A 25,832-nucleotide genomic window follows, 5' to 3' on the forward strand; every position below is an offset into this window, starting at 1 on the left:
CGTTTCAAATTGGAATGTTTTTGGAATGCCCGATATCTACGCATTAACGGAGCTATTTCTACATTTGAACTGTCAGACCTACTTACTCAAACCCCATGCGCACCGCCAAGTCCAGGTATTTCCTTTTACAATCTTTTATCCTCGGCCTTTTATTGATCTTATCCGTTTGCAGGTGGCATAACGGGCAGGTTGCACAAGCTCAAAAAAAGATCCGATTAATGCAGGTTATGTCGCAACAGATCAGCGCCCGATAACCGCCCGGCCATACTGACTATATCATTACCTAAACCCTCCCCGAAAATTCCTAAACACTTAAACAAAAATGCCCTGGATGATTTGATCGTCCAAGGCATTTTGTCTAAAAACCATTGTCTGCAATGCTGTTTAAGCGAAAAGCAGGCTTAATGCAGCACCGGTTCCAGCGCTTCTTCTTCACTGACCACGTGCTCAATGGAAGGCGGCAACAGCTTGTACATGACGGGCGTTACCAAACGCGAAAGCAATGTTGAACTGATCAATCCACCGATTAAAACGAGTGCAAGCGGCGAATAAAGTGCGCTGTATTCGATCACAAGCGGAATTAGGCCACCAATGGCAGTCATAGATGTCAGCAAGATCGGAACGAAACGAATTTCGCCCGCTTCAATGATCGCCTCTTCTATTCCTTTGCCTTGCGCCCTCAGCTGATTGGTAAAATCAACAACCAAAAGTGAGTTTTTGACCTCAATCCCAACCAATGCAATGAATCCAATGGTTGCCGTAAAAGACAGCGTTTCGCCGGTTAGGAAAAGCATCGCCAGTCCGCCCACAATGCCCAGTGGGATTACTGAAAGCACAATGAGAATGCTTTTGAATGTTTTGAATTCCAAAATCAACACGCCGAGGAAGCCGAACACGGTTACCAGAATAATCAGTCCTAATCCCCCAAAACTCTCTTCCTGACTCTCCTTTTCGCCCGCGACCGTGAATGTCTGGCCTTTTTCGAATTTGAAATTATTGAGCTTCGTCGTGATCTCTTCGTTCATGCGCTGCACATTGTAGCCGGGCTTTGCAAATGACGAAACGGTCACATAACGGTCCTTATCATAATGTCGGATCTGGTTAGGCGAGCTCTCAAATTCGATGGTTGCAACGTTTTTCAGTGGAATGTTGGCTCCTGAGGCAGCTGTGACATATAATTTGTCAAAAACACCATAGTCCTGAATCGTCGCATTTCTTGACACCGAAACATTGACATTATAATTATCGGCTTTACCAACATCTTCCCGGTAAGTCGCAACATTTAAGCCTGCTGCGCCTAGCCGCACAGTGCGATCTATATCGGCGGAGGAAATGCCCAAAGTCCCGGCTTTTTCCTTATTAATGTTCACTTTCAGGTCCGTTGGCTGAACGAGCAAAGGATTGTTGACATAAATTGTCCCCTCAGTCTTACTCAGCATTTCTGCCACACGGAATGCAGTTTTGCGCAGATCGTTAAGATCTTCTCCATAAATGCGATACGCAAGCGGCGCTTCAATAAGTGGGCCTTGTTCAAAATCCTTCACCTTTATTTCGGCACCCGGATAACGCTCCAATTTCTTCCGCAAACGCTCAATAACCTCTACTTTTTCGTGCGTTTCCAAGCCTTCGACCTGCACAAAAATTTCTGCAAAATTCTCACTTTCATTGCGTTGGATCACATTATAGTAAACCCGCGGATTGCCCTTGCCCACATTGGTTGCGAACGACGTAATAAGCGGCTCCTGCTTCAAAACCCCTTCCACATAACGCGTTACCTGATTGGTTTTTTTCAAATTAGTCCCCTGCGGCGTTTCAATATCGATCAAAAACATCGGCTTTTCAGATTTCGGAAACAAGCTGTTGCCGATCAGCGGCACTAGGGCGAGCGAACCTGCGAATATAAGACCTGCTAGCACCAATGTTGTTGCAGGCCATTTCAGCGCCTTATCCAACACACTTCCGTAAGTTTTGTGAATGCCTTTTTTCATGCCTCTCAATAAAAAGTTACCATCCGCACTTGCATGACGTTTCAATATAACGCTCGACAAGAATGGCACAATGGTAAGCGACACGAGCATGGACGCAAACACGGTTGTGATCACCGAAAGTGGGAGACTCCGGATAAAATCACCTGCGCCTTCTGGCAGAAAAACCAGTGGAAGAAATGCGAAAATGAGCAGAATTGTACAACCTACAACGGCCATTCCAATTTGTGAGGACGCTTTTACGGCCGCATCCACGCGATTGTAACCGAGCCGCAGATAACGCTCAATATTCTCCACAACCACAATGCTGTCGTCGACCAAAATGCCAAGCGCGACGATCATGCCGACAATGCTCAGCTGGTTAATGTTATAACCGAGCAAATTCATAATTGTAAGCCCGATGCTCAGCGAAAGCGGAATCGAGATCATCACAACAAGTGACGCGCGTGTTCCCAAAGGCAGCAGCGTTAAAAGCACAAGCAAAATCGCGATGCCGAAGTCTCTTGCAAAATGTGACAAACGCAGATCCACACTTTTTGCCTGATCAAAAACCTTCACCAGATCAATGTTCGCTGGAAGCTCTTTCTCAAATTGTTCAACAATGGGCGAAACCTGATCCTGCACGGCGATGATATTCTCGCCTTCCTTCTGGCTCACATTTACAAAACTGCAACGGAAACCGTTCAGGCGTGTAATGTGCGTTTCGTCTTCATAACCCAGTTTGACATCTGCCACATCTTTCAGGTAAACGACTTTGCCGCCCGCCGTGGAAACAATGGTGTTGGCCACTTCGTCCAGTGTCCGGTAATTTCCGCTGGTTTTAATGTTCAGCTTCTTCGTGGCCATGCTGATGCTGCCACCGGGAATGTTCACATTTTCGCTTTGTAATGCGCCGATAATCTGATTTTGTGTGAGTTTTTGCTGCGCTATTTTTTGCAGATTCAGGCTCACATTCACCTGACGTTCCGGAAATCCCGCATAGTCAACCTTTTTAAGCGATTTGATCTTTTCAAGGCGCTCCTTGAATTCCTTCGAGTATTTCTTTAATTGCGCATAGGACGCATTTTCGCTGATCAATGCATATTGATAAATGCTTACGTCCGAGGGAATCTGCTTGTTAATGCGGATATCATTAATGTCCGCGGGCAGACTACTTCTCAAACTGTTGATCTCACGAACGAGCTCCTGATATTTATCGTCGGGATCGCTGCTGTATTTATACTGCACCTGCATGACAGCAAGCCCGTCACGGATGTCCGTAATCACGTGTTTCATGTCGTCGAGCTCGTTGATCTTCTTCTCCATCGGATCCACAACAAGCTGTTCTACGTCTTTTGGACTGGCGCCGGGATAGACAATCACCACCGTGAATTGCGGCGGATGAATATCGGGGTCTTCACTCCTGGGCATCGAAAGCAGCGAGTAAACGCCCAATGCTAACACTGCTAGAAAGATTACCAGAGTGAATTGGTAATTTTTGACAGCAAATTCAGGTAATTTCATGACGTTAAGGTTTGAATGTTACTGCACTATTCTGATCGCTGAACCGTCTGCCAGATAAGCGGAACCCTCGCGGATAATTTGTGCGCCTGCATCGACACCTGTGCGAATAAAAGCCTTCTCCCCTTGCAAAAAAGCGACTTTCACCTGCTTTTTCACGGCCTTACCCTGCGCAGCTACGAATACGAAAGCGCTGTCGCTTTCCCCTTCAATTAATGCGTCAACCGGAATGGAAATAAGGTTGGTTTTTTCTTTTCGGGTAAATGCTAACCTTCGCAAAAAGTCCGTTTGCGAGCTTGGCTGGCTGCTTATCAATCCTGATCTCGGCTTGGTAAAGTCCCGAAGTGGCGTCGCTTCCTTGCGATAAAGCTGAAATGCTTCCTGAAAAAGTCTGCGGATAAGCGTCAAAGGTGATTTCGGCTTTTTCACCGCCTTTTAAGCGGGTCCAGTCCTTGTCAGTCAGACCACATTTGATTACCCAATCTTTGTTACTGGTGCTCGTCAGGAACAGAATCGGCACGCCGCCCTGCACTTGCTCACCTGCATTCTGCAATTTCTTAATGACAACGCCGTCTGCATTTGCATAAATTTTGGACTGCGAAAGATTAAACCGGACAATATCCAATTGCTTTTCTGCGACATTCAGCGACGTAAGGCTGTTTTCAAGCTGCTCTTTTGTATTAACGCTGTCTCGATACAAATTCTGCGTGCGCTGCGCATCGCGTTTTGCTTTCATAAAGTTCTCCTCAGCCTGTGCCATTTGCGCGGCTATTTCAGTTGTATTCAATGTGGCAAGCAACTGCCCGGTCCGCACACGATCGCCCTCTTTGACCAAAATATCCCTGATAATTCCACCAACCTTAAATGAGAGATTCGCTTCGTTATCAGAGCCCAGCAAGCCGGATGTTTCAACGGGTTGTGACTGGCTCAACGCCGCCGAACTAATGATTTTGACCGGAATCGTGCTGTCAGTCTGCTCCACCTTTTTTGCTTCTTTGCAGCTTGCCAAAAACAGCGCGGCCAAAGCAATGGTGAGAATAATGCTTGTTTGAAATGTTTTTTTCATGACTTATTAATTAGAAAATAAATAGCTGGCTTGGGCGCGTTCCAGCTCAGCGGAACGACTTTGCATATTCATGTAGGCAATGCTTTGCTGCAACTGATCGCTAATGAGTCGGTTTTGCGCATCAAGCAGTTCAATGTAAAGCAGTTGTCCCTCGCGGTAAAGTTTTTGCTGATCCTGATAATACTGCTCCGAAAGTGCCGTCTGACTCCTGGAAGCCTGATGAAGTTTGATGGATGCATTCAGTTTGTTAGAAGCCGTTTGCGATTGCAATTCCAGCTGCTGCGACACCTGACTGATCTGTTCGCCCGTAACTTTTCCGTCTAGTAATGCCTGCTTCGTCCTGTATTGCACGCGGTTTCCTGCAAAAACGCGCCAGTCCAATGTTAATCCAAACAAATAGTAACGCGTTATCATTATTGAAATTAAGAAAATCACCCTGCGAACCCAGGTCTATAAACGTAGCCAGTTTTGGTAATGATGAAGCCCTGGCAAGCTGGCCAGATAAGGTGTTAATTTTGGAAAGCGATTCGAGCTTAATCAACTCTTCTCTTCTCGCAGACGCTACGGCCGCAGAGCCAGGCTCAACCTGCGGCGTATCCCTGGCGTCTATTTTCGTTTCCAAAGGGCTGTTTAATAAAAAATTAAAATAAGCAGCAGCGCTTTGTGACTGATATTTTGCTTCTTCCCATCTTGCTTCCAGCCCGATCAGCTCATTCTCGGAGCGGCTCACCACCGTGCGTATTGCTTTATCATTACTGACCAGGACGCGGTTATAGCGAAGGTTTTCCCTGGCCAGCGCCACAGCACTTTCCAGAATGCGAACCGCTTCTTCTGATTGCAGGTAAGCATAGTAACCGAGCTTGATCTCTTTCACTAGCTCTCGCTTATAAACCTCATAATCAGCTTGTTGCAGGTTGATCTGCTCTTTTCTGATCTTCGTGTTATACCCGATTTCAGGGTTATAAAGCGGCAGTGATGTCCTGAATTTGGCGTCGTAATAGTTGTTCGGGTTGAATGTCTGGTTCACATTCTCGACCTGTGGAAAAGCAGTGGAATTGGTGAGCTGGTTCAGCGACGAATAAACCGGATTGAGCAGGTCACCGATCGGGATGCTGATTTTCCGGCCTCCGCGCGAATCGAGATAAGAGGTGTTAAAGTTGACTTCCGGCAAAAAATAACTTTTCGCTTCTTTCAGCGCGTACATGCTCTTTTGTAACAAAAAATCCTGCTGTCGCAGTCCCTGATTATTTTTGAGCCCCTGGGCAATGTAGGCTTCCAAAATTTTGTCTTGTGCTCGCAATGGTTGAGCCAAGCACACGATCATTGCAATAAATGCAATTTGCCGTCGCAGGCGTAGAATCCGTCTATTCATGTAAATGACGTTTATTTAGTAAACAGTGTTCATTACTGGGGAAATTTTTTTAGGCTTTCATGTTTTCAATAAAAAATTCAAGAGAGCTTTCCATCATCTTTTGCATTAAATCATCAGGCATCTGCATCACGCACAACCGCTCACGCACATGAAGCGAAACAAGCCCGTGCGTGTAAGACCAAACGGTCATTGACAACACATATTTATCAGCAGGTTTAATCAGCATTGCTTCCAGACATTCGGCTATGGTGTCCACCACATATTCAAAAGCACATTCGCCGGCGTCCCATTTTTCTTCAGACTTGATCTGCGACAGCGGAGCCCGCATGATGAACATCAGATCGTAGTAATCGGGGTTTTCCATCGCAAACCGCACATAGGACTTCGCAACGGCAACGAGCCTTTCATACGGATTTTTAATGACGTCATGCTTTCTGAATTCTTTAAAAAGCATGGCAAATCCATTTTCATGGATCACGTAAAAGATCTCGTCCTTATCCTTGAAATAAAGGTAAATCGTGGCCGGGCTGTATTCAATGTCCTCCGCAATGTTCCGGATCGACGTTTTGTCATAGCCTTGTTTCAAAAACAGCTGGGTTGCCGATTCAATGATAAGATTTCTCATATCCTGCTTCTCCCGCTCTTTTCGCTCCTTAATCGCCATGTTATCTTGATTTCGATGTAAATATAATAAACACTGTTTAGTAAATACATTTTTGCCGAAAAATTTATTTCAAAAAATAAAATTCCTGCTGACATACGGCTGTCATAAGCCCCCTGTTCCTTTGTTGTGTTCAATAAACAAATCACTAAAAACCTTTAAAAAATGGAAGCTAACAGCCTTGAAACCAAAGAAGTTGCACAATCACCATTGATCATTTCAACAGACGCATTGCTTGAACATTGGCAAGGACACCGCAAATTGACACGTCGCGTTATCGAAGCATTTCCGGAAGCTCAGTTCTACACATTCTCAATTGGCGGCATGCGCACATTCGCCGAGCTGACGATGGAGATGGTCGGATTGGCAGCGCCGGGCATCCGCGGGATCGCTTATGGAGAATGGACATTTTCCGAACCTGTTCTTGATCATTCAACGCCGGCCCCGGCAACGAAAGACGAAGTCCTCAATCTGTGGGATTTGGTAACAGCGTATATCGACGCACTCTGGCCGCAGATCGAGCCAAGCCGGTTTTCAGAAACGGAAGCAGCATTCGGCATGTATGAAAACACCATTCTGAACACATTGCTTTATCTCATCGATAACGAGATCCATCACCGTGCACAGGGCTATGTTTATCTGCGTGCATTGGGAGTTGAGCCGCCTGCATTCTGGGATCGGTAGTCATTTGCGTCTATTAGCCAAGGTTATTATAAACGGCCTGCATCGACTTGATGCAGGTCCGTTTGTCAATCGGTCTCACGGTCAGTGTCTCAGGAACAATTTTGGTACAGACCTGAATGATATTACATTTATCATTCAATTCAACCAACACTATATGAAGATTCTGACCGTAATGCTCGTTTCAGCACTTATTATTGCCGAAGCGGTTTTTATTCAATCACACGCACAACGCATTCCATCCCGACCTGCGCCCACGGGCAAGATCCCAAGCTCCGGAACAGGCCAGCCAGCAAGACCTTACAGTGAATATCAGCCCAAGCCAACCGGCCAGATCCAAAGCGCCACACAAGCTGCTGATCCGGGAGCGGTTACCAACCCGGTGCCGGCCGTGCAGGAAGGGCAAGTGCCAAAAGTGAATACATCCCAGGACCCGCTGACATTTCCTGAACGATATCAGCCAGCAGCAACGCAGCCCGTTCAACAAACGATAGAAGTGCAGCAGACGACAACAGGAACTACGCAGCAGACACAGCAAACAGGCACCAATGTGCAGGTGGAAACCAATGTGCAGGGTGAGCGGGGAACAACCTCGCCGCAGACAGCTCCCGTAGTAACGCAGCCAGCGAGCACGACAACGACGACAACCAGCAAAACTGCCCCGGCGCCTGCAACAAGGCAAACTGTTCCGCAAACAACGCCGCAGTCTACGCCTGTACGCAGCGTTCCATGAGTTATTTTTAGTGCAAATATGCCTTGTAAGATTGGCATGTTTGCACCCCCAAGTTGTCCTGTGAACCCAGCGTGTTGTTGCAGCTGATGTAGTACATTTGTAATGTCAGATTGAATTAATTTCAGACAGACGATCAAAAGCGCTATATCCATGAAGACCTTTTACGCCATATTAGCCAATTCGCTTGCTGCCTCGCTTACCAACACATTTGTCTGGTTTGCGGTAACATTCTGGGTTTATCTGGAAACAAAATCCGTGATTGTAACGTCAGTGATGGCGGGCATTTACTTTGCTACGGTTGCACTTTCGGGCTTTTTTCTGGGCTCGATTGTGGATCGTTATAAGAAAAAGACTTCCATGACCATATCGGGCATTGCCACGCTTTTTCTTTATACAATTGCCTTAATAGTCTACATTATTACGCCCGACGCAGACTTCAAAAATCCGTCAAGCATTGGCCTCTGGATACTGATCACCTGCTGCTTGTTTGGCGCAATTACCGGCAATATCCGGAGCATTGCACTGTCAACGGTTGTCACCATTCTCATTGAAGAAGATGGCCGCGATAAGGCGAACGGAATGGTGGGAACGGTTAATGGCGTTTCATTTCTGGTCGCCTCCATTTTCAGCGGGCTCGTGATCGGGTTTATGGGCATGACCTGGATGCTTGCGCTGGCCGTTGGGCTTACTGTGCTGGTGCTTGTCCATCTGTTCACCATTCACATTCCTGAAAAAGAGATCGTTCAAACGGGCTCACATCTCGAAAACATTGACATTAAGGGCACAATTGCCGTTGTAGGACTCGTTCCCGGACTTTTCGGACTTATATTTTTTAACACATTCAACAATTTCCTCGGCGGCGTTTTCATGTCGCTCATGGATGCATATGGCCTTTCGCTTGTTTCCGTGCAGGTTTGGGGAATTTTGTGGGGCGTGTTAAGTCTTGGATTTATTGTCGGCGGACTGGTTGTCGCCAAAAAGGGCTTGGGCAAAAAGCCGTTGCGCACGCTTTTCGTTTCCAACCTGATCATGTGGACAGTCTGCATTTTCTTCACCATTCAGGCATCCATTGTGCTGTTTGGCGTCGGCATGTTCATTTATCTCTGCCTCATCCCTGTCGTGGAAGCCACCGAGCAAACGATTTTACAAAAGGTTATTCCGCATGAGCGGCAGGGACGTGTTTTTGGTTTTGCCCAAAGCATTGAGCAGGCCGCCTCGCCGATCACTGCATTTATGATCGGGCCGATTGCCAAATTTATCTTCATTCCATTCATGACGACCGGCGCTGGTGTAGACCTGATCGGTTCCTGGTTTGGCACGGGCATAGCACGTGGATTGGCTTTATTATTCACGGTTACTGGCGTTATTGGACTCATCAAAACATTAATAGCAATGCGGTCAAAGGCTTACGGGGAGCTTTCCAAAATTTACAAACAGCCCGAACCTGCCTTTACCGAAGCCGACGCAATCAGCGTGTCGGGAAATTAATTTTCAACAGCCGGCGCCATTAGGTGGCCGTCATCAACAACTAAAACCATGTTCAAAAACACAAAAGCATTCAGCGGATTCTCGGTCGATAATTTGCAAAAAGCAAAAGAATTTTACGGCAACATTTTGCAAATTGATTTATCAGAATTGGAAGATATGAGCATTCTGCAACTGCACATTGCGGGCAGCAACGACGTGGTCGTGTATGAAAAGCCCAATCATACGCCAGCCACTTTTACAGTTTTAAATTTCCCCGTCGACGACATTGAGCAGACCGTAAGTGAGCTCAAAGCGCTGGGCGTGAAGTTCGAAAGCTATGATTTACCGGGATTTAAAACCGATGAAGATAACATTTTGCGCGGCGAGCCGACGGTTGCATGGTTTACGGATCCGGCTGGCAACATTCATTCCGTAATGCAAAGCTAAATACTTGTGAAAGATGGGGACAATGTTCGCTGCCGTCTGTGATGGATTCGAACATTGTCCTAAATTGGGCTGACATTCCGATCGACCCTATGAATCCCATAAATATTCTTTCCGTTAAAGCACTTGCGGTTATTTTAGCTGCTTCCACATTGTTTCAATGTGCCGATAAAGAATCGCCGACAGACAGTTTGCAAAGCCTTTTAACCGGCACGGAAAGCATTACCGGAAAGTCTGCTTACCTCAACACGCCATACATTACGGCTGGGGATCGGGTGTATATGGTGGGTCATCAAAACGGGACTTTTCCCGATCTCGGCTGGCATGTTACCGGTGAAATGGGTGGCATATGGGATCATCCGATCAAGCTGATGGACGGCTTTACAGCTTCCTTAACCATTAATAATGAGACAGTTTGTTTGGCCAAAGCAGACACATTTGTCAACTATCCTTTTGCCAACAAACATATTTTTACAAAAGGTTTATCAGAAATGCGCGTGGAGCGTTTGCAGTTCGCACCGGACGGAAAAGAGGCGGTCGTTGTGGCTTACACGATGCATAACCAAAGCAGTAAAAAGCAGACTGTTAAATTTGATTTCAATGGTTACACGGACCTGCGGCCTGTGTGGCTGGGAGAAAAAACGGGCATGATTGACGCAAAAGATCAGACGACCTGGAATGAAGCAAATCATAGCTGGATCGCGAAGGACAGCCTGAATGATTGGTTTGTCATGTTTGGATCTGCAATCAAACCGATAGCACATGGTCAGAACGCTGTAACCTGCGATTACAAGCCGCAAGGAAACGGCGTGAATGCTTTGCTGCAATATCAGCTCGACATTGCGCCAGGTGGGTCGGTAACCATTCCTTTTACAATTGCCGGCTCCTACAAATCAGAGGCGAATGCAAGGGAAACTTTCAAAGAGGTGGAAGCGAATGCGGCGGCACTTTTATCGGCTAAAAAAGCGAGATATGCGGCCATTGAATCAAAAACTAAGCTCACCATCCCGGATAAGAAACTGGAACAGGCTTTTCGCTGGACAAAATACAACACCGATTGGCTGATCCGGGATGTTCCGGAGATTGGACGCGGGCTCTCAGCGGGCGCACCCGATTATCCCTGGTGGTTTGGCGCCGACAGCGAATATGCATTGAAAGGGCTCATCGCCACGGGACAAGCGGATGTGGTCAGGCAGTCGGTTGAGGTTGTCCATAAGCTTTCGGAAAAAGTAAACGGGAACGGCCGCATCATGCATGAGACATCGACGAATGGTGCCGTTTTTAATCCGGGTAATGTTAACGAAACGCCCCAGTTCGCCTCGCTTGTTGCGCACGTTTACAGATGGACGGGAGACAAAGCGTTTTTGAAAAAATATTTTCCAACAGTCAAAAAAGGGCTGGACTGGTTACTGAATGAGAATGATAAGGATGGAAATCTGCTTCCGGATGGATTTGGCATGATGGAAATCCACGGAATGAACAGCGAAATGATCGATGTGGCGGCTTATACGCAAAAAGCATTTGCAGATGCAGCAGAAATGGCTTTGGAAATGAATGAAAATGCATTGGCGAAGGAATATGGGGCCGTTGCAGCGAAGATCGGGGCGAAAATCAACACCGACTTTTGGGTTCCTGAAAGCAATTCATTTGCGGATTTCATCGGCACACCAAGGCAAGCCGCGGCGCTTATTAATGATGCGATTGTGCGCGCCGACACATTGAAAAAACCGTGGGCTGTGGACGAGCTGAAAGCTGCGAAGGCGAAGCTGAACAGTCAAAGTCAGGATGGTAAAAAAGGTTTTGTTGTGCATCACAATTGGGTTGTGAACACGCCGATGGAAACCGGAATTGCGGATTCGGCGAAAGCATTAGCAGCACTGCAAACCGCTTCAAAGTTTGTAAATCCTTTCGGCGCATTTGTGACCGGGATAGATCGCGATGAGCTTGCGGGAAAGGATGCAAGTTCGGTGGCCGGACGAAACAAAGTGTTCACTTACACAGGCGCTGTAATGACGCTTCCGACTGGTGTGCTGGCGATTGCCGAAAACAATTACGGCCGTCCGGACGCAGCATTGGGTTATCTCAAAAGGATGACGCAATCGTTCAGTTTTGCCTTACCGGGTTCCATTTATGAGGTCTCACCGGACTTCGGAATGATGGCGCAGGCCTGGAATGTGTACAGTTACGCTTATCCGATCGTCCAGCAGTTTTTCGGGATTCAGCCACATGCTTCCATGAAAATCATCCGAATTCAACCGCAGATGCCTGCCGAATGGAATGATGCAAGTCTCGAAAATGTGATCGTGGGTGATAATGAGCTGAATTATCGGTTCAAAAGATCCGGAAAAAAGATCCTGCTTGATCTTTCGCAAAAGCAGGCAGATTGGAAACTGGGCATTGTGCTGCCAAAAGGAAAATATAAGTCATTTACAGTCAATGCAAAAGCGGTCTCGACCAGTTCTGATGAAAAGTTTGACACGATTGACCTTTCAGGCAAAGACAATGCTTTCTCTGCGGAATTGAAGTGATATATTGTCACAATTCCCCCCTTTCAATGTCGCAAATCGCAACCACTGTTTTTGATTTTAAGTGGTTAGTTTGTTAATCAAAAATCACCTTCGCTGGCGACATTAAACATGACAGCGGAAGCAGCATTTATCCTAAACATCAACAAAAAACTACATAAACGATCCTCAGAAATGGTAGAGATCTTTAAAACCAATGTTCGAAAACCAGGGCAGGCTAATTTGCTGATCGAACAAATTGAACGCGCATTTCCGGGTTATAGCGCCAGTTTTGATCTGGAAGATTGCGATCAGGTGCTGCGGATTGATGCGCACCAGCAGATCAGAGCAGCGCGGCTGATTGCACTTTTAAACCAGTTCGGCTTCCAGGCCGAGATATTACAAGACGAAATCCCGTTTCCGTTTCCTGCTTTCCTATTGTCTAAATCAGAACCAACATTAACCTAAACTATCCAGAAAATGAGAGTCCTCTTCATCATTGTGATTGTACTTGTAAGCATTATAGCATTGGTGCTGATCATTGCACTTTTTGTAAAGAAAAATTACGAAGTAAAGCGTGAAATAACGATTAGTAAGCCCGTCACGCAGGTTTTCGACTATATAAGGCACGTTAAAAATCAGGATAATTACAGCAAGTGGGTGATGACCGATCCGAATATGAAAAAGGATTTCTCCGGTGTGGATGGTCAGGTCGGATTCATTTACGCGTGGGACAGTCAGGACGGGAAAGTTGGCAAAGGACAGCAGGAAATCACAGACATCAAAAACGGCGAAAAAGTGGATTTGAAAGTGACATTTATCAAACCATTTGAAGGAATCGGCATTGCTGAAATGAAGACTGAACCGGCCGGTGACGGGCAGACAAAAGTAAGCTGGGGCATGACCGGCAAAAGTGTTTATCCTATGAATATCACCAACCTTTTCATCGACGGAATTCTTGGTAAGGACTTGGAAATAAGCCTTAACAACCTTAAAAAAGTGCTTGAAAGATAATTCCTTAAAAACCATTTCATTAAGTTAAACCAACAACATCATGGAAGCTTTGCTCATTAAAAAATCGGTTGACATCAACGCATCAAAAGAAGAAGTTTGGAAAACGTTGATCTTGCAGGAAAGAAATGCGGTCTGGTATAATGAATTCAGCAAAGGAACGATTGCGGAAACGGATTGGGAGACCGGCAGTAAAGTGATTTTCAAAGATCCGTCCCAGTCAGGAATTATCGGATTTATTAAGGAAAACAAGCCCTATGAGGTTTTAATAGTCGAATATACGGGCATGCTCATGAACGGCGAGGAGGATTATGATGGCGAGATGGCGCAGGCTTTCAAAGGAGTGCAGGAATCATACTGGCTGACGGAACAAAATGGTCAAACACGCCTGGATGTTGAGACTTACATGGGTGAAGATTATTATGAAATGATGTCCAAAAGCTGGGACAATGCCATGGAAAAAATCAAGGAACTATCGGAAGGTAAAACGGCGTGAAACTGATAACTTGCGGATTCTAAATTTCAAAAGAATCTTACGAGTATGTTCAAAAAAATCATCCCGACCCTGTTTTTCTTAGCTGTCAGCAGTGCGTCATTTGCTCAATCCGCATTGGGGCAAAAAAAGATCGCACCTTTCCAGATCAAGCTCACCAACGGCCAGCAGTACACTGCATCGCAATTGGCTGCCGGGCCGGTGGTGCTGATCTACTTTTCTCCTGACTGCGAGCATTGCCAGGATTTTACCAAAGACATGCTGAAGAATTACAGCGTCTTTGCTAATAAGCAAGTTGTAATGGTCACTTTCCAGTCTATGGAAATGTTGAAACCATTTGTAACACAATATAAGCTAAGCACTTATCCCAACATTAAGGTCGGCACGGAAGGCTATTCTTACATTGTGCAGCGCTATTATCAGATTAAGTCATTCCCTTATATTGCCATTTACAACAAGGCGGGCAATCTGGTCCAAACATTCGAAGGCGAGCAGCCGCATCAGACGATTTTCAATGCAGTCAAAAAAATTTAAACAAGGCCGATCCTTGCCACCGCAGCGCGCAAAATCGGGAGGTCACCTGCTGATTTAATTTCATCATTTACCGGGTAATGTTCGTAACCCAGCGTCTTTAATCAAGGAACACAGGACCGAGCGAATTTACCAGAAGATGAAAATTAGAATTCCGAAAAAACGCATTCGTTGCGGTGGTATGGGCCTTGGCCTTGCACTCTGCGCTTTTACATTCGCGGCTGCCCAGCAGGACAATGTAAATCTGAATCACGATCCGCAGAAAAATACGCAAAAGCTCAATCCTTACGGGGCTAATGTGGTTTCACCGGAAGTTAACGACGATCACACCATTACATTCCGGGTTAAAGCGCCTGATGTTCAAAAGGTTGCATTGACCGGCGGACCAATTCTGCTTGCATTAAAAGCCAAACAACCGATTCCTTTCATAAAAGGAGCTGACAGCACCTGGACATTGACAGTCGGGCCGGTTAAGCCCAATATTTACGTCTACAGGCTGCTTATTGATGGCGTCGCTGTGTCCGACCCGAACAATACTTTCACCGGAACTTCCAATCAGCCGGGTTACTCCAATGTGGTTGTGCATGACAGCAAGCCGGCCTACTACGATGCCAAAAATGTCCCTCACGGCAGCATAAACCGCCACATTTACCATTCTGCCACATTAAATGGTGAGCGGGAAATGTACGTCTACACACCTTCGGGCTACGATCCGAAGAAAAAATATCCTGTGCTTTATCTTCTCGGCGGAAGCGGTGAGCTGGCTTCGGGCTGGATGTTCGATGGCCGTGCCAATTTCATTGCTGATAACCTCATTTCCGAAGGCAAAATAGTGCCGATGATCATTGCTATGCCTAATAATCAGGTCATTCACAGAAGCGATCCGAAACATCTTGACAAAACTTACAAGCTTTTCGAAGCAGAATTACGGAATGAAATCGTTCCATACATGGACAAAACGTACAGCACGATTAAGGACAGGAAGGGACGCGCAATTTCAGGCTTATCGATGGGCGGGCGGCATACGCAGGCCGTGGGTTTCAATGCGCTGGATCTTTTCAGTTCATTCGGGATTCTGAGTGCTGGCGATCTGGAACCCGAAAAACTCAACCCCACATTTTTCAGTGATCCGAAAGTGAAAGACCAAGTGGATTACATGCTTGTGGGACTTGGAAGCGGCGAGCTGGATTTTGTAGGAAAGCGCTCGGAAGCGACACACCTGGCTTTGGAAAAACATGGCATTAAGCACGAATATTTCATTGGCGGCGACGGCGCACACGACTGGGGAACCTGGCGCATGCTTTTGAATGACAAGTTGTTACCAAATCTTTGGAAAAATAATTCGGCAAAAACCAAATAAGCGGATACTCATCATATTATGTCAAATTTCAACATCGATTCCGTAAAAGCGCAGACTTACGATGCAATTGTAGTCGGCACGGGAATCAGCGGCGGATGGGCGGCCAAGGAGCTGACCGAGAATGGATTGAAGACATTAATACTGGAACGCGGCAGGGACGTGAAGCACATTGTGGACTACCCTACCGCCAATATGCAACCCTGGGAATTTGAGCATCTGGGGCAACCTTCGCTGGCGATCCGGCAGGCCAATCCGATGGCGAGCAAGCATTATATTTTCCGGGAAGACGCCATGCATTTTGTGGTAAAAGATGCTGAGCATCCTTATGTCCAGGACAAGCCGTTTGACTGGATGCGCGGCTATCAGGTGGGCGGCCGCTCGCTGCTGTGGGCTAGGCAAACGCAACGCTGGTCTGACTTCGATTTTGAAGGCCCGGCGCGCGATGGCTTTGCTGTGGACTGGCCGATCCGCTATGCCGACATTGCACCCTGGTATAGTTACGTCGAGAAGTTTGCGGGAATTTCGGGAAACAAGGACGGGCTTCCGCAGTTACCTGATGGTGAATTCCTCAAACCGCATGAAATGTCTTGTGTTGAAAAACATTTCAGCGAACAAACTGCTAAAAATTACAACAATGCACGGCCGATCATCATTGGCCGGGCGGCGCATATCAGTGATCCGCAGCCCATTCACACCGAACAGGGACGCGCTAAATGTCAGCATAGGACCATGTGCCAGCGCGGTTGTCCGTTTGGCGGATATTTCAGTTCTAATGCTTCGACTTTGCCCTGGGCTGAGAAAACTGGAAATCTGACCTTACAGCCGCATTCCGTTGTACATTCTGTCATTTATGATGAGAAGAAAAAACGCGCAACAGGCGTGCGTGTGGTTGACGCCATTACGAAGGAAATGACGGAGTATTATGCCAAAATCATCTTCGTCAATGCTTCTGCGATCAATTCTAACCTCATTTTACTAAATTCAAAATCGAGCCGTTTTCCGAACGGACTTGGCAATGACAATGGTTTAATGGGCAAATTCATTGGTTTCCATAATTATCGGGGCCGCGTAAGTGCCGAGTTTGACGGTTTCTATGACCAGACCGTGGAAGGAAGAAGGCCGAATGGTGCTTATATCCCGCGTTTCAGAAATGTTTTCAAGCAGGAGACTGACTTTTTGCGCGGTTACGCTACATCTTTTTCCGCGTCGAAAATGGGCAACCCGACTAACGAGCTGGGTGATGCCTTGAAGCAAAGCTTGTTTGCACCGGAAAGCAGCGGATGGAGCTTGGGTGCGCAAATGATGGGTGAAACGCTTCCTAAGGAGACAAACTTCGTTCGCCTGGATCCAAATTTGAAAGATGACTGGGGCATTCCGCAGCTCCGCATGTCTGTCGATTTTGATGACAATGATATGAAAATGGTCAAAGATTTTTACACGGAGCTGAGTGAAATGCTTGAAAAATCGGGCTTTTCAAATATTAAAACTTCGGATACAAAACGCAATCCCGGAAGCGAAAACCACGAAATGGGCGGCGTAAGAATGGGCAATGATCCTAAAACTTCATTGCTCAACAAATGGAACCAGATGCACCAATGTGCAAATGTATTTGTCACCGACGGCGCCTGCATGACGTCGACTTCCACGCAAAACCCGTCGCTTACTTACATGGCGCTTACAGCCAGAGCGGTTGATTATGCGGTGAAGGAAATGAAAAAAGGAAATATTTGATCCCTATCTTTGCGGCCTGAACATAATTAATCGAATGGCGGTACAAAAGTTTTTTGATGGCACGCGCGTCAAAATCAAGGGAAGCAAAGACATATGGGTGATCATTAACCACGAATCCATCCAGAAAGGCGCAATGGTGAAAGTAACCGGCAAAGTAAAATGCAGGAATGAAAAAACCGGCGAGGTGAAGTTCTGCAACGAAAAGAACTGCGAGATTCCATAAAAAAAGGTCAGCGATTAATCGCCGACCTTTACAAACTCATAATTGTTCTTTATTTCCTGATTCAAAAAAGTGCCCTTGGAGGGTGCATTCCGCATGGCCTGATAAACGTGTAAAGGCACTTTTTTGTAATCATAAACCATTCCCGAAACGAAAACAACGCGTAACGTTTCCGTGTGTTCATTGTAAATCGTGTTTGCTACGACAGAAGACGGCATAACAAATCTGTTTTTGTTCTAATTCAGATCATCCAGCTTATCTCTCAACTTCTCAACGGCTTCCGAAGAAACATTAGACGAAGTGAAAATGGTGTTTGCATCCATTGATTTGCTGTAAAAAGCATTATTCGCTTTGGCGTCCACTTCCAATGCAGCCCCATTAATGGTAACACCTGCAAAAAGCCCTTTGCTTCTTGAATAGGAATAAACCTCGGCTTCGAGCTTGTAATCTGTGCTTGCAGAGGAACTTCTGCCCATCGGTCCGGCCGCAACAGAAAGGTCACCGCCTAATGTAAAACTGCCCTTTCCGATCTCCGTAAGCGTTTTGCTGCTTTTGAAGATCAAAACAAGGTCTACTGCCTGCACGCCGATCTGCGCGCCAATGCTTCCGCCCGTAATGGTTACAAAAACGGGATCGCTCCACTCGCCTTTGCTGTTTTTCACCATTGCAATCCCTTTTCCATGTCTGCCGCCCACAACCAGTCCGGCATTAATGAGCTTTGGGACGATAATGATGCCTTTGGAAATGTCGAGCAATTGAGCCGGAATGTTTTCCTGCATCCCGCTGAAATCGTCAAGAACTGTAACAGCCGCATTGATTTTTCCTTCTTCCTTACTCTGGGCTGAGACCAAAGATGAGCTGCCGGTGAGGGTTGCCAATAGTAACAGGACGCTGAGTTTTAAACTTTTCGTAGTCATCATATAATTAAAAATTGTGGGTCATTGCGTGTCCCCTGACACGATATGGCGTAATAAACGAGTAACGTTCAACTATCGTGCCTGATCACCAAAAAATAGCGTCAGGGACGATTTTAGATATATTTTGTGCTTGTGAAAGGTTTTACGTATATATGTGAAACTAAATTTGCTGGTATGGTTTTGATACCAACATTAGCTGTAAACATTAATCCAAAACATCATGAATGCCGAAGCAATAAGCCTCAACGAAAAGGAAGTGAAACCGGTGGTTGACCTCCTGAATGATTACCTGGCCAACTATCATGTCCATTACCAAAAGCTGAGAGGCTGTCACTGGAATATCAAGGGCCAGAACTTCTTTACACTGCACGTGAAATTTGAAGAACTTTATACCAATGCGCAATTGACAATCGATGAAATCGCAGAGCGCGTGCTGACACTTGGCAAGCCGCCACACAGCCGTTTTGCAGATTACATTAATGAGTCGGTTATTAAAGAAATTGACACCATTGGCATGCAGGATCTTGCTATGGTGGACGCGCTCCTGGACGATATGGCCAAGCTGATCGAGCTGGAACGCGAACTTTTGATCGCGAGTGACACGGCTAGTGACGATGGCACAAATGATATGGTGAACCGCTTTATGCAGTTTAAAGAGAAAAATACCTGGATGCTGCGCTCATTTGCGGGCAAGAAATAAGCTTTATTTCTGTTATAGCATTCCAAATCTTATAAACCATCCGCATTCCGGATGGTTTTTTTATGCCTTAATCACTTATTTGCAGAAATTCTCTTTTTGATTCCTGATCATGCGCAGCATTCCCGTATATAAACTTGGAAGACTTAGTGTTTTGGCTCCATTCAAGTTTGCCAAAAATCCATTGCATTTCCTCCACCAAGGTTTCGAGACGTGCGGCGACACGTTCCAGATGCGGCTTTTCCGCGAGTTTGTCGTCAGCCGCGACCCGGGGTTTTTCAAACATATCTTACAGCAGCAAAACCGGAATTTTAAAAAAGGGAGCTCTTCCAAAATGCTTCGTCCGGTGCTGGGCAATGGCTTGGTGACCAGCGACGGAGATTTTTGGTTGAGGCAGAGAAGACTCGTTCAGCCCGCTTTCCACCGGGAAAGGTTGCAGGAATTGTTTCTGGAAATGGGCAAGCTCACTGCTGCCTTTTTGGAAGAAATGGAAGCATTTCGTGGAAAAGATTCGGTTGACATAGACGCTAAAATGATGGGTGTAACCTCCGACATTGCACTTAAAACGCTGTTTGGAAACATGACCACGGAAGACAAGGCGCGCATTTACCAGCAAGTGACACGCACCCAAAAATATCTGGTAACCCGCGTGCGGAGGCCTTACCGCGTGCCCATTATGGCGGTCAATGGCGAAAATCGTCGCTTTGAAACAGATCTGGCGTATTTTAACACACTAGTTTTCAACTTTATCCATGAAAGACGCATTTCAGGCGAAAAGCCTAACGATCTGCTCCAACTGCTGCTGGACAGCACCGACGAAGAGACTGGCGAGCAAATGAATGACCAGCAGATCCGGGATGAAGCAATTACCATGTTCGCAGCGGGGCATGAGACCTCCGCTACGGGCCTGAGCTGGCTCCTGTTTGAGCTTGCAAAACAACCTGGAATCGTAGCGAAAATACGGGAAGAAAGCGCGATATTCGAGCAAGTGCCGACATTCCAGCAGCTGATGCAAATGCCTTACACCCGGCAAGTGGTGGAAGAAGGCCTCCGGCTTTACCCGCCTGCATGGACCATGACACGCGAGGCCGTTACCAATCAGGAGATCGAAGGATTTCAGGTTAAAGCCGGAACATCGGTTTTTCTGTCCGTTTTTGAATTGCACCGGAATCCGAACCTTTGGAAAAATCCGGACACATTTGACCCTGAAAATTTCAATGCTGAGCATGTCAAAGACCGGCCGAAATTCAATTATCTGCCTTTCGGAGCAGGACCTCGCATATGCATCGGGCAGCAGTTTGCGATGATGGAAATGCAGCTCCTGCTGGCGGCTTTGGTGAAGCGTTTCACTTTCGAATCCGATCCGCGCCATCCCGTGGGCATGCATCCGCAAATTGTGCTTAAATCAACCAACGGAATTAAACTTTACGTGCGCTAGTCGCTATAACGGCCCTCTATGTCAGAACAAATTATACTTTACATCTCGCTGATTGTCATCATTTTATTCCTCGTCATGCTGGCGCAGCGCATCAAGGTCTCCTACCCAATCGTGCTGGTGCTGGGCGGCTTGGTTATCAGCTTTTTCCCCGGCCTGCCCACCATTGCAATCGATCCAGAACTGATCTTTCTGATATTCCTGCCGCCTTTGCTTTACGATGCCGCATGGCAGACTTCCTGGAAAGATTTTTACAAATGGCGGCGCGTGATCGGCTCGTTTGCGTTTATCATTGTGCTGCTGACGTCCTGCGTCATTGCTTACGTTTCACATTCGCTCATACCTGGTTTTACATTGCCATTGGGTTTCCTTTTGGGTGGAATCATTTCGCCTCCCGACGCCGTTGCTGCCACTTCTATTTTGAAAGATGTGAAAGTAACCAAGCGCCTGGTGACCATTCTGGAAGGTGAAAGCTTGCTGAATGATGCGTCCAGTCTGATCGTCTTCCGTTTCGCATTAATGGCGATTTTGTCGGGAACATTTGTGATGGGCGATGCGGTGAGCAGCTTTTTCGTAGTTATCACGATGGGTGTAATCACTGGTCTGGGCATTGGAGGCATTTTTTATGCGATCCACCGGTGGCTTCCCACTACGCCGAGCATTGATACGATTTTAACATTGATTGCGCCTTATGCCATGTACATTACGGCAGAAGAATTCCATTATTCGGGGGTGATCGCGGTGGTTACGGGCGGTTTGTTTTTGTCTTATAACAGCCACACGATCCTGAGTCACCTGAGTCGAATACAAGGCGTAAACGTTTGGTCAACAGTGGGTTTTGTACTGAACGGGATCGTGTTCATGCTTATCGGACTGGAACTTCCGGTTATCGTCGAACAGCTCGGGCCTGATGCGCTGCCCGACGCAATCCGCTATGGATTGATCATTTCCGTGGTCGTTATCCTCACCCGGCTTGCTTCCACGATTGGCGCTTCATTATTCACCGTTTTTATCAGCAGATTTATCGTTACTGCTGACAGCAGGCCTGGCTTTCGTGCACCTTTAATGTTCGGATGGGCGGGCATGCGCGGTGTGGTTTCATTGGCTTCCGCATTATCCATCCCGCTGCTCCTGAACAACGGCGATCCGTTTCCGCAACGGAATATGATCCTGTTTATCACATTTGTGGTGATCCTGGTAACACTTGTTTTTCAAGGCCTTACATTGCCTTGGGTGATCAAATGGCTGGATGTGGGTGAACTGGATTATCAGATTCCTGCACAGGTGCAGGATCTTAAAATTCGCAGAAAACTGGCCGAAGAATCGCTGGAATTCCTGAACACAAACTATGCAGACGAATTGCAGAAAAATGAGCTTTTACAAAACCTCGTGGCGAAACTGGAAAGTGACATTGGTTTTCTGGAACACGTAATCCATCCAGACAATTCGGCTGCGGGTTATGACTATATCAGACGTTTCCAGGACATTACAAAAGAGCTGCTGGACCATAAAAGAATGCTCCTTAACCGGTTTAATAAGAAGGAAATTTTTGAAGAAGAGGTCATCCGTCAGCACCAAGCCCAACTTGATCTGGAAGAAGAAAAAATCAGACAGCAATTCCTGCATATGGAGTGAATGCGGCCGCTAAACCAGCCCGTATTCATGAACGGGATAAACCGCTGCCACCATCTTCCTGTGTTTTGATTCTCTGTTGAAATAATAATCCAGACGACCAAGATTAATGCCCGCAAAACCAACCTGATTAACGGTTGTAACCTTGCCGTCCAGGTTGAGAATATCTTCCGGCACTTTCATGAATGTATGCGTATGGCCGCCAATGATAAGGTCAATGTTGCGTGTGGATTTGGCCAGGACCTGGTCAGAAACCTTGTTATCCTTGTATTTGTAACCCAGATGTGATAGGCAAATCACTAGATCACAATGCTTTTCATTTTTTAATAATGATGCCGTTTCGTTCGCTTTTGTGATCGGATCGAGATATTCGGTTTCGCCGTAATTTTTCTTGTTAACTAAACCCGCCAACTGGATTCCCAAGCCAAAAACGCCGATTTTAAGCCCTTGCTTTTCAAAGATCTTGTAAGGCTGGGTTTTGCCTTGCAATTCGGTGTTGTTGAAATTATAATTGCTTACCAGAATTGGAAAACTGGCATGTGGAAGTTGTTTTGCAAAGCCGGCAACGCCATTATCAAAATCGTGGTTTCCCATTGTCGCAGCATCATAACCCATGTCGCTCATAATCTGCATTTCCAGCTCCCCGCCATACAAATTGAAATACGGCGTTCCCTGAAAAATGTCGCCCGCATCCAGCAGCAACACATTTTTTTGTTCCTGCCTGATCTGCCTGACCAATGCTGCCCGGCGCGCTACACCGCCCAATCCCTGGTTGCGGGATCCGTCCATAGGAAATGGCTCAATGCGGCTATGCACATCGTTTGTGTGCAAGATCGTCAGCTGCACGGTCCTGTCTTTCGAAAAAGCCTCGAACGGAAAGGTGCCCGCTGCCAGCAATGCCGAAGCACCGGCACTTTTCTTCAAAAAATCCCTGCGGTTAGTCTTTAACAATGACAATTCTTCCATCGAGCTGAGCGGTTATTTTTTTTCCCTGACGGGTCAGATCATCTATATTTTCAAGAAGCGCTTCACGCACTTTCTGATTAAGGTCTCTTCTTTGAATCGGGTTGCGCAAACATGCAAGCTCGTCACCGCCATCTGCCAGATAATCGTAAGTGAGCAGATTGTAATTTTTGGTTTTATCAAAAGGCTGACCGCCAATGGTGACGTCATAAGCAGCGCCATTCCTGATCTTCATCCGCATGCCGGAGATCGGTTCGCCATCTTTTTTAACGATAAAATCAATGAGTTGCTGCACGTTTTCACCGGATAATTTCAATACAACCATTTCATTTTCAAACGGCATGAGCTCAAAAACGTGTGAAACGGTGATGTCACCTTTTGGAAAAGTCGTTCGCAGGCCGCCTTTGGTTGACAATGTAAATTGAATGGTCGAATCCTTTTTCAGCCCTTCGGCAAGCAGCGCATCTGCAAAATAATTGCCCATTAGCGTCTCCGGTTCAGACGGTTTGGTAAGCTCCTGATCCGTTTGGCCGATGACTTTGCTCATCTCGGCCTGCATCTTCTGCTTGTAAGGCAAATAATATTTTACAATCGCCGAATCCTCAGCGGTTTGCGCATCAATGCTATATTGTTTAAAGTCGTTTTTGGAAACTGCCAGATGGCGCTGGCAGGAAGTGGAGAAGGCAATGGCGCATGTCCATGCCAAAAAATATTGCAGTCGCTTTGCGGACAAAGTCATATTGGCTGTTTGTTGAGCCAACAAAAATAGCGATCATTTTTTATAATCAGACCTTCCGGATTTCGAATATCCGGAAGGTCTGATGCAAATCACCAACCTTCGTTCTGTCTCAGATTCGGGTTTGCGTCGATTTGCGATTGTGGGATCGGATACAATTCCAGACGCGGTGAATATGGGATCAGCACATTGTCAACAATCTGATCTTCGCTCATGGCGGCGATTTCCTGCTGTAATGTTCCCCAGCGGCGAATGTCAAACACCGTGTTAAATTCCCCTGTTAATTCCAGTCGACGTTCCAAGCGGATTGCGGTGCGAAGTGCTGCGGCCGTTGTTGCTTTGGAAGCCGTGGCCTTTGCACGAGCCCTCACCCGATTTAATATGGGCAACGCCAGTGCCGTTTTACCGGTTTCAACCAATGCTTCTGCATAACTTAACAAAACATCCGAAAAGCGCATTTCAATTAAATCAGCGCTATAACCTTGCACTGCTGCACCGGCCGGACGAGGCTCCCGTGCGAGTTTGCCGAATGCAATCCCGTATTTGAAATCATCGTGGCCAAGCGATGCATTGGTGCGCTTGATAATGTAGTTACCGATCGTCGGATTGTAAATGATGCTGTCACCTTCCTGCGCGCCGGCCCTTGCGCCGCCTGTGAACACATAGCGATCCACGAGCGTGAACGGCCGGCGGATATCTGTTTTTTCAAACAATTTATAAAAATCGTAAGTGAGGCCGTAGTTGGTTTGCTCATCACCATTCACTAAACCGGAAGGGAACAAATTGAAAGGCAGAATGTTTCCGTTGGGATTAGAAGAATTCACGAAATAGCCGAATGAAAGCACAATTTCCCGGTTACGCTCATTGTCGAGTGCAAACACTTCTGAGAAATCTGGTAACAGTTCAAAATCATATTTTTCCTCATTTTCCGGGCCGACCAGCTCGCCGAATTTATCAACCGCTTTCTGGTAATTTTCCGTTCTGCTCAATGGTTTTCCAGCCATTGTGAGATAAACTTTTCCAAGCATTGCTTTTGCAGTTCCGGCGGAAACACGCCCGAGCTCAGCCCCTCCCCGCGAGTCGGGCAGGTTTGCTTCGGCGAAATTAAGGTCGGCAATGATGGCGTCGTAAACAGCCACATCCGTTTCTCTTGGTGCAAAAATAATGTCTTCATCCGCCAGCGAATTCACCTCTTTCAGGATCAAAGGCACGCCTCCAAACAACCGAACGAGATTAAAATAGGCATAGGCCCGCAAAAACCGCGCTTCAGCAATGTAAGGATTCGCTTCTTCCTCTTCTCCGGGAACAGCGCGTGCCGCATTATCGATAACGACATTAGCCCGGAAAATGATTTTGTAAAAACGCGACCACACGGCTTCAAATGCACCGGAAGTGGAAACGTGGCCAAAGCGATAATAAGGATCGGCACCCGAGCCGAGGATGCCGGCCGTTGCGTAGCGGTGGCCAGATTCTGAAAGCACAAAGCGTGCGCTGATGTCTGTAAAATCGGGCGCAGTCCAGGCTTGATACACACCAATTGTAGCCTGGTTCAGGCCGTCCTCATCTTTAAATACAACCTCTTTACTCAGCGATGAATAAGGCGATTCTTCAAGATTGTCTTTGCAGGAAGCAATGGCCAATGTAAGCATGAGCATTGCGGAAATTTTTATATAAATTTTCATAATATTGTTGC

General features: G+C 46.6%; 26 protein-coding genes. 15 read left to right on the forward strand and 11 right to left on the reverse strand.

The features are described 5' to 3' along the window. Positions 1 to 401 precede the first annotated feature (401 nt). The 6 genes from AC0IYG_RS20415 to AC0IYG_RS20440 are packed head-to-tail and all read right to left on the reverse strand — an operon-like array spanning position 402 to position 6,587. Entirely contained in the window at positions 402 to 3,488 is a 3,087-nt protein-coding gene (locus tag AC0IYG_RS20415) for an efflux RND transporter permease subunit (protein ID WP_471712907.1), read from the reverse strand. 18 nt (positions 3,489 to 3,506) lie between these two features. Further along, a complete protein-coding gene (locus AC0IYG_RS20420) occupies positions 3,507 to 3,800 on the reverse strand; it encodes a permuted SH3 domain-containing protein (RefSeq protein ID WP_471712908.1) in 294 nt (97 codons plus the stop codon). Then, positions 3,706 to 4,551: an efflux RND transporter periplasmic adaptor subunit gene (locus AC0IYG_RS20425; protein WP_471712909.1), complete on the reverse strand. Its 846-nt coding sequence runs from the start codon at positions 4,549 to 4,551 to the stop codon at positions 3,706 to 3,708. Before AC0IYG_RS20425 ends, AC0IYG_RS20420 begins: the two co-directional genes overlap by 95 nt. A gap of 6 nt (positions 4,552 to 4,557) precedes the next feature. Beyond that, complete coding sequence (locus AC0IYG_RS20430; RefSeq protein ID WP_471712910.1) at positions 4,558 to 4,839, reverse strand: hypothetical protein; 282 nt, start codon at positions 4,837 to 4,839, stop codon at positions 4,558 to 4,560. After that, positions 4,799 to 5,923 (reverse strand): TolC family protein, encoded by a 1,125-nt coding sequence (locus AC0IYG_RS20435; RefSeq protein ID WP_471712911.1) that lies wholly within the window; start codon positions 5,921 to 5,923, stop codon positions 4,799 to 4,801. The genes AC0IYG_RS20430 and AC0IYG_RS20435 overlap by 41 nt, the downstream gene beginning before the upstream one ends. 49 nt (positions 5,924 to 5,972) lie before the next feature. Beyond that, positions 5,973 to 6,587 (reverse strand): TetR/AcrR family transcriptional regulator, encoded by a 615-nt coding sequence (locus AC0IYG_RS20440; protein WP_471712912.1) that lies wholly within the window; start codon positions 6,585 to 6,587, stop codon positions 5,973 to 5,975. Positions 6,588 to 6,749: 162 nt separating this feature from the next. Between AC0IYG_RS20440 and AC0IYG_RS20445 the strand changes: the two genes are divergently transcribed. The 12 genes from AC0IYG_RS20445 (at position 6,750) to AC0IYG_RS20500 (ending at position 17,762) form a co-directional block, all read left to right on the forward strand. After that, the gene (locus tag AC0IYG_RS20445; protein WP_471712913.1) at positions 6,750 to 7,268 is read left to right on the forward strand and encodes a DinB family protein; all 519 of its coding nucleotides are present in this window, start codon (positions 6,750 to 6,752) and stop codon (positions 7,266 to 7,268) included. 154 nt (positions 7,269 to 7,422) lie between these two features. Continuing rightward, entirely contained in the window at positions 7,423 to 7,998 is a 576-nt protein-coding gene (locus AC0IYG_RS20450) for a hypothetical protein (protein WP_471712914.1), read from the forward strand. Between the two features lie 150 nt (positions 7,999 to 8,148). After that, positions 8,149 to 9,486 (forward strand): MFS transporter, encoded by a 1,338-nt coding sequence (locus AC0IYG_RS20455; protein ID WP_471712915.1) that lies wholly within the window; start codon positions 8,149 to 8,151, stop codon positions 9,484 to 9,486. 48 nt (positions 9,487 to 9,534) lie between these two features. Next, positions 9,535 to 9,912 (forward strand): VOC family protein, encoded by a 378-nt coding sequence (locus AC0IYG_RS20460; RefSeq protein ID WP_471712916.1) that lies wholly within the window; start codon positions 9,535 to 9,537, stop codon positions 9,910 to 9,912. A gap of 89 nt (positions 9,913 to 10,001) precedes the next feature. Then, positions 10,002 to 12,437 carry an alpha-L-rhamnosidase-related protein gene (locus AC0IYG_RS20465; RefSeq protein ID WP_471712917.1) on the forward strand — a complete coding sequence of 812 codons (2,436 nt, stop codon included), beginning with the start codon at positions 10,002 to 10,004 and terminating at the stop codon, positions 12,435 to 12,437. Between the two features lie 171 nt (positions 12,438 to 12,608). Beyond that, entirely contained in the window at positions 12,609 to 12,881 is a 273-nt protein-coding gene (locus AC0IYG_RS20470; RefSeq protein ID WP_471712918.1) for a hypothetical protein, read from the forward strand. Positions 12,882 to 12,893: 12 nt separating this feature from the next. After that, a complete protein-coding gene (locus AC0IYG_RS20475; RefSeq protein ID WP_471712919.1) occupies positions 12,894 to 13,427 on the forward strand; it encodes an SRPBCC family protein in 534 nt (177 codons plus the stop codon). 40 nt (positions 13,428 to 13,467) lie between these two features. Continuing rightward, a complete protein-coding gene (locus tag AC0IYG_RS20480; protein ID WP_471712920.1) occupies positions 13,468 to 13,920 on the forward strand; it encodes an SRPBCC family protein in 453 nt (150 codons plus the stop codon). A 45-nt stretch (positions 13,921 to 13,965) separates the two neighbouring features. Further along, on the forward strand, positions 13,966 to 14,451 hold the full coding sequence (locus tag AC0IYG_RS20485) for a TlpA family protein disulfide reductase (protein ID WP_471712921.1): 486 nt from the start codon (positions 13,966 to 13,968) through the stop codon (positions 14,449 to 14,451). A 136-nt stretch (positions 14,452 to 14,587) separates the two neighbouring features. After that, positions 14,588 to 15,808 carry an alpha/beta hydrolase-fold protein gene (locus AC0IYG_RS20490; protein WP_471712922.1) on the forward strand — a complete coding sequence of 407 codons (1,221 nt, stop codon included), beginning with the start codon at positions 14,588 to 14,590 and terminating at the stop codon, positions 15,806 to 15,808. A gap of 18 nt (positions 15,809 to 15,826) precedes the next feature. Beyond that, the gene (locus AC0IYG_RS20495; RefSeq protein ID WP_471712923.1) at positions 15,827 to 17,539 is read left to right on the forward strand and encodes a GMC oxidoreductase; all 1,713 of its coding nucleotides are present in this window, start codon (positions 15,827 to 15,829) and stop codon (positions 17,537 to 17,539) included. A gap of 34 nt (positions 17,540 to 17,573) precedes the next feature. Then, the gene (locus AC0IYG_RS20500; RefSeq protein ID WP_233846847.1) at positions 17,574 to 17,762 is read left to right on the forward strand and encodes a hypothetical protein; all 189 of its coding nucleotides are present in this window, start codon (positions 17,574 to 17,576) and stop codon (positions 17,760 to 17,762) included. A 14-nt stretch (positions 17,763 to 17,776) separates the two neighbouring features. Here AC0IYG_RS20500 and AC0IYG_RS20505 read toward each other — a convergent pair whose 3' ends face one another. Continuing rightward, entirely contained in the window at positions 17,777 to 17,977 is a 201-nt protein-coding gene (locus AC0IYG_RS20505) for a KTSC domain-containing protein (protein ID WP_471712924.1), read from the reverse strand. 18 nt (positions 17,978 to 17,995) lie between these two features. Beyond that, the gene (locus tag AC0IYG_RS20510) at positions 17,996 to 18,679 is read right to left on the reverse strand and encodes a lipid-binding SYLF domain-containing protein (protein ID WP_471712925.1); all 684 of its coding nucleotides are present in this window, start codon (positions 18,677 to 18,679) and stop codon (positions 17,996 to 17,998) included. 217 nt (positions 18,680 to 18,896) lie between these two features. On the opposite strand from AC0IYG_RS20510, the gene AC0IYG_RS20515 reads away from it, so the two are divergent. From AC0IYG_RS20515 to AC0IYG_RS20525, 3 genes are all read left to right on the forward strand, one after another. Beyond that, on the forward strand, positions 18,897 to 19,376 hold the full coding sequence (locus AC0IYG_RS20515) for a Dps family protein (RefSeq protein WP_471712926.1): 480 nt from the start codon (positions 18,897 to 18,899) through the stop codon (positions 19,374 to 19,376). A 109-nt stretch (positions 19,377 to 19,485) separates the two neighbouring features. Further along, complete coding sequence (locus tag AC0IYG_RS20520; RefSeq protein ID WP_471712927.1) at positions 19,486 to 20,811, forward strand: cytochrome P450; 1,326 nt, start codon at positions 19,486 to 19,488, stop codon at positions 20,809 to 20,811. Positions 20,812 to 20,829: 18 nt separating this feature from the next. Then, a complete protein-coding gene (locus AC0IYG_RS20525; RefSeq protein ID WP_471712928.1) occupies positions 20,830 to 22,443 on the forward strand; it encodes a Na+/H+ antiporter in 1,614 nt (537 codons plus the stop codon). A 9-nt stretch (positions 22,444 to 22,452) separates the two neighbouring features. Here the strand turns inward: AC0IYG_RS20525 and AC0IYG_RS20530 are convergent, their stop codons facing one another. From AC0IYG_RS20530 to AC0IYG_RS20540, 3 genes are all read right to left on the reverse strand, one after another. Further along, positions 22,453 to 23,406 (reverse strand): bifunctional metallophosphatase/5'-nucleotidase, encoded by a 954-nt coding sequence (locus tag AC0IYG_RS20530; protein WP_471712929.1) that lies wholly within the window; start codon positions 23,404 to 23,406, stop codon positions 22,453 to 22,455. Continuing rightward, complete coding sequence (locus AC0IYG_RS20535; RefSeq protein ID WP_471712930.1) at positions 23,378 to 24,142, reverse strand: 5'-nucleotidase C-terminal domain-containing protein; 765 nt, start codon at positions 24,140 to 24,142, stop codon at positions 23,378 to 23,380. The genes AC0IYG_RS20530 and AC0IYG_RS20535 overlap by 29 nt, the downstream gene beginning before the upstream one ends. 89 nt (positions 24,143 to 24,231) lie before the next feature. Then, entirely contained in the window at positions 24,232 to 25,821 is a 1,590-nt protein-coding gene (locus AC0IYG_RS20540) for a RagB/SusD family nutrient uptake outer membrane protein (protein WP_471712931.1), read from the reverse strand. Positions 25,822 to 25,832: the final 11 nt, after the last annotated feature.

Source organism: Dyadobacter sp. AC419, assembly GCF_979253085.1.

What these genes read in the sequence shown, in the direction of transcription:
- AC0IYG_RS20415 (WP_471712907.1), bottom strand. Translation starts at nt 3,488, where the DNA reads ATGAAATTACCTGAATTTGCTGTCAAAAATTACCAATTCACTCTGGTA.
- AC0IYG_RS20425 (WP_471712909.1), bottom strand. Translation starts at nt 4,551, where the DNA reads ATGAAAAAAACATTTCAAACAAGCATTATTCTCACCATTGCTTTGGCC.
- AC0IYG_RS20435 (WP_471712911.1), bottom strand. Translation starts at nt 5,923, where the DNA reads ATGAATAGACGGATTCTACGCCTGCGACGGCAAATTGCATTTATTGCA.
- AC0IYG_RS20440 (WP_471712912.1), bottom strand. Translation starts at nt 6,587, where the DNA reads ATGGCGATTAAGGAGCGAAAAGAGCGGGAGAAGCAGGATATGAGAAAT.
- AC0IYG_RS20445 (WP_471712913.1), top strand. Translation starts at nt 6,750, where the DNA reads ATGGAAGCTAACAGCCTTGAAACCAAAGAAGTTGCACAATCACCATTG.
- AC0IYG_RS20450 (WP_471712914.1), top strand. Translation starts at nt 7,423, where the DNA reads ATGAAGATTCTGACCGTAATGCTCGTTTCAGCACTTATTATTGCCGAA.
- AC0IYG_RS20455 (WP_471712915.1), top strand. Translation starts at nt 8,149, where the DNA reads ATGAAGACCTTTTACGCCATATTAGCCAATTCGCTTGCTGCCTCGCTT.
- AC0IYG_RS20460 (WP_471712916.1), top strand. Translation starts at nt 9,535, where the DNA reads ATGTTCAAAAACACAAAAGCATTCAGCGGATTCTCGGTCGATAATTTG.
- AC0IYG_RS20465 (WP_471712917.1), top strand. Translation starts at nt 10,002, where the DNA reads ATGAATCCCATAAATATTCTTTCCGTTAAAGCACTTGCGGTTATTTTA.
- AC0IYG_RS20470 (WP_471712918.1), top strand. Translation starts at nt 12,609, where the DNA reads ATGGTAGAGATCTTTAAAACCAATGTTCGAAAACCAGGGCAGGCTAAT.
- AC0IYG_RS20475 (WP_471712919.1), top strand. Translation starts at nt 12,894, where the DNA reads ATGAGAGTCCTCTTCATCATTGTGATTGTACTTGTAAGCATTATAGCA.
- AC0IYG_RS20480 (WP_471712920.1), top strand. Translation starts at nt 13,468, where the DNA reads ATGGAAGCTTTGCTCATTAAAAAATCGGTTGACATCAACGCATCAAAA.
- AC0IYG_RS20485 (WP_471712921.1), top strand. Translation starts at nt 13,966, where the DNA reads ATGTTCAAAAAAATCATCCCGACCCTGTTTTTCTTAGCTGTCAGCAGT.
- AC0IYG_RS20490 (WP_471712922.1), top strand. Translation starts at nt 14,588, where the DNA reads ATGAAAATTAGAATTCCGAAAAAACGCATTCGTTGCGGTGGTATGGGC.
- AC0IYG_RS20495 (WP_471712923.1), top strand. Translation starts at nt 15,827, where the DNA reads ATGTCAAATTTCAACATCGATTCCGTAAAAGCGCAGACTTACGATGCA.
- AC0IYG_RS20500 (WP_233846847.1), top strand. Translation starts at nt 17,574, where the DNA reads ATGGCGGTACAAAAGTTTTTTGATGGCACGCGCGTCAAAATCAAGGGA.
- AC0IYG_RS20505 (WP_471712924.1), bottom strand. Translation starts at nt 17,977, where the DNA reads ATGCCGTCTTCTGTCGTAGCAAACACGATTTACAATGAACACACGGAA.
- AC0IYG_RS20510 (WP_471712925.1), bottom strand. Translation starts at nt 18,679, where the DNA reads ATGATGACTACGAAAAGTTTAAAACTCAGCGTCCTGTTACTATTGGCA.
- AC0IYG_RS20515 (WP_471712926.1), top strand. Translation starts at nt 18,897, where the DNA reads ATGAATGCCGAAGCAATAAGCCTCAACGAAAAGGAAGTGAAACCGGTG.
- AC0IYG_RS20520 (WP_471712927.1), top strand. Translation starts at nt 19,486, where the DNA reads ATGCGCAGCATTCCCGTATATAAACTTGGAAGACTTAGTGTTTTGGCT.
- AC0IYG_RS20525 (WP_471712928.1), top strand. Translation starts at nt 20,830, where the DNA reads ATGTCAGAACAAATTATACTTTACATCTCGCTGATTGTCATCATTTTA.
- AC0IYG_RS20530 (WP_471712929.1), bottom strand. Translation starts at nt 23,406, where the DNA reads ATGGAAGAATTGTCATTGTTAAAGACTAACCGCAGGGATTTTTTGAAG.
- AC0IYG_RS20535 (WP_471712930.1), bottom strand. Translation starts at nt 24,142, where the DNA reads ATGACTTTGTCCGCAAAGCGACTGCAATATTTTTTGGCATGGACATGC.
- AC0IYG_RS20540 (WP_471712931.1), bottom strand. Translation starts at nt 25,821, where the DNA reads ATGAAAATTTATATAAAAATTTCCGCAATGCTCATGCTTACATTGGCC.